At 72.0% G+C, this 2,504-nt stretch carries 4 protein-coding genes; 3 read left to right on the top strand and 1 reads right to left on the bottom strand.

The genetic code is table 11. The annotated features are described in order from the left end of the window. The 3 genes from I53_RS21075 to I53_RS21065 all read left to right on the top strand — a co-directional run. On the top strand, positions 1-363 hold a 363-nt coding region (locus I53_RS21075; protein WP_251982394.1), incomplete at its 5' end, for an SPW repeat protein. Positions 364-446: 83 nt separating this feature from the next. Beyond that, entirely contained in the window at positions 447-671 is a 225-nt protein-coding gene (locus tag I53_RS21070) for a hypothetical protein (protein ID WP_043354335.1), read from the top strand. Positions 672-791: 120 nt separating this feature from the next. After that, entirely contained in the window at positions 792-1,484 is a 693-nt protein-coding gene (locus I53_RS21065) for a helix-turn-helix domain-containing protein (protein WP_043354333.1), read from the top strand. Between the two features lie 47 nt (positions 1,485-1,531). On the opposite strand, the gene I53_RS21060 is transcribed toward I53_RS21065, so the two are convergent. Then, entirely contained in the window at positions 1,532-2,392 is an 861-nt protein-coding gene (locus tag I53_RS21060) for a universal stress protein (RefSeq protein WP_043354331.1), read from the bottom strand. Positions 2,393-2,504: the final 112 nt, after the last annotated feature.

The following is a 2,504-nucleotide window of genomic DNA, read 5'->3' as shown; positions in this document are numbered from 1 at the left end:
ACCATCGAGAACCGAACCGAGGACATGATCCCGAACGCGCTCAACATCCTCCTCGGGATCACGCTCGTCCTCGCACCCTGGTATCTGGAGTTGAGCTACGATTCCGCCGCCGCACGCAACGCCTTTCTCAGCGGCGGCGCCATCACCGTCGTCGCGTTGCTGGCCCTCGGCCGGACCTACGATTGGGAAGAGTACCTCAACCTCGCCCTCGGCCTATGGGCGGCCATGGCGCCGTGGGCACTGGGCTTCGCGGAGACCAGGGGCGCCATGGGGGTGCATGTCGGGGTCGGGCTCGCGGTGGCCGCCCTGGCCGCGTTCGAACTCCGGCGGCTCTACGTGTCGCCCCAGGCGCGCTCGGTCTGAGGCGGCCGGGCGCCGGAACGGCCGCGGCAGCCCTGCGCCGCGCGCGGCCGCGTCCCTCACGGCATCGTTTCCAGGAGGCTGCCATGCCCCTCGACCCCGTCGCGCTCGCGGCCGCCGCGTCCTTCACGGTCGGCTGCGCGGGCATCCACGCCCTGCGCCGTCATGCCGACGTCCTCACGCTGGTTCTGGGCGTGCTGGCATACGGGCTCGCCACCCTGGTGGGCGCCCTCCTCGCGGGGCGCTCCGGCCTGCCCGGGCTCCCCGACCCGGTTCCCGCCTGGGCATTCGCGACGACCGCGGGCCTCTGAGCCCGACGCGCGGCACTACGTAATTGTCCGTAAGCAAGTTCGCTTAAGACACGAACCGGAATTTCATCGCTCCCCGAGGACGGCCAATCTCGCTCCCACGACGAGGTGAGGAGCGAAGCGATGAGCACCGACTACACCGCACGGACGTCCACGCAGATCCCGGCAGGCCATTCGGCGCCCTTCCCGAGCCTGGACGCAAGCGCCCTGTTCGCGGGCTGCCCCGAGGTGATCGGGACGCCGTTCTCCTACGCCCGCGAGGAGGAAGTCTACGGCGAGGGCGAGGAGGCCGAGTTCGTCTACAAGGTCGTCAGCGGCGCGGTGCGCACGCACAAGGTGCTGAGCGACGGCCGTCGTCAGATCACCGGCTTCCGCCTGCCCGGCGACCTGTTCGGGTTCGAGCAGGGCAAGATCCACCGCCACAGCGCCGAGGCGCTCACCGACACCAAGGTGCTGATCTTCAAACGGCGGCAGGTCGAGCGCGCCGCGACCGACCGGGCCGAGTTCGCCTGCCAGCTCTGGGACATGGCCACGAACGATCTGAGGCACGCCCAGGATCACATGCTGCTGCTCGGGCGCCGCTCGGCGGCGGAGCGCGTGGCAAGCTTCCTCATCGACGTGGACGCACGCCTGGGCGGCACCGGGACCTTCGCCCTTCCGATGACCCGGCGCGACATCGCCGACTTTCTCGGGCTGACCATCGAGACCGTGTCGCGCACCCTTTCGCAGCTGGAGGAGGACGGGGCCCTGCAACGCGTCGGCGGCCGCCAGGTCAGCCTGAGACGCGCCCGGCTCCACCGCATGATCGAGGACTGAGCGCGACGCCGCCCCGGCGGATCGCGACGGATCGTGCTGCCGCGCCGTCAATGGGCGAGGAACAGCGGAAGGGGGCTGCGGGCCAGGAGCGACTGGGTCACGCCGCCGAAGAACCATTCCTTCAGGCGGGCGTGCCGGTAGGCGCCCATCACCAGCATGTCGGCGCGGAACAGGCCCGCCTGGGTCCTGAGCGTCTCCGCGACGTCGTCGACGACCGGCAGGACGTTCACCGACACGGTCACGCCGTGGCGCGCGAGGTGCGGCGCGAACTCGGCGCCGGCGACCGCGGCCGACAGGTCCTTCTCGCCGACGACGGACACGATCTCGACCGCCTCGGCGGCGCGCAGGAACGGCAGGGCATCGTTCGCCGCCCGCGCGGCCTGGGCGCTGCCGTCCCAGGCGACGACGATCCGACCGGCAGGCCAGGCCGAGCAGCCCGCAGGCACCACGATGAGCGGGCGACCGCTGCCGAACAGGAGTCCGTCGATCAGGTCGCGGTCGAGATCGACCTCCCGCGCCTCCGCGTCCAGGACGGTCAGGTCGGCGAGGCGCGCGCGGGCGGTGAGCCGGGCGATCAGATCCGGGTAGGCCAGCGCGGGCGCCTCGGTCGTACAGGTCACCCCCGCACGGGTGGCATCCCCGGCGGCCCGTTCGGCGACGGCCTGGGCGAGGACGCGCAGGCGCCGGTTCTCGTCCGCGACGAGGCCGTCGACGAACCCCAATCCCGCGCCGCCCACCATGGTGAGACGGCGGGCCGCGGACTGGACGGTGAGGTGGGCGCCCGCCGCGGCGGCGAGCGTGAGGCCATAGCCAAGCGCCGTTCCGGGCTCGTCGCCGCGGCCCTCCTCGGTGACGGCGACCAGGATGTCGCGCAAGGCGGCGAGGGGCGATGAGGACGGGAGGGACATGAGAGCTCCGGGCTGCCGATCGCCCGAGTCTCGACGGGTGCGGCCGCTCGACCTTGATCCAGCTNCACGCCGGGACGTCGGCGACCGCGCCGGATCACCCGATCCGGTCAGG

Source organism: Methylobacterium sp. B1 (genome assembly GCF_000333255.1).
GTDB classification, from domain to species: Bacteria; Pseudomonadota; Alphaproteobacteria; order Rhizobiales; family Beijerinckiaceae; genus Methylobacterium; species Methylobacterium fujisawaense.
Note: the sequence above shows the minus strand (reverse complement) of the source record. Positions and strands in the feature narration are given on the sequence as shown.

Excerpts from the sequence above, each read along its gene's own strand:
- I53_RS21070 (WP_043354335.1), top strand. The coding sequence starts at position 447 with ATGCCCCTCGACCCCGTCGCGCTCGCGGCCGCCGCGTCCTTCACGGTC.
- I53_RS21065 (WP_043354333.1), top strand. The coding sequence starts at position 792 with ATGAGCACCGACTACACCGCACGGACGTCCACGCAGATCCCGGCAGGC.
- I53_RS21060 (WP_043354331.1), bottom strand. The coding sequence starts at position 2,392 with ATGTCCCTCCCGTCCTCATCGCCCCTCGCCGCCTTGCGCGACATCCTG.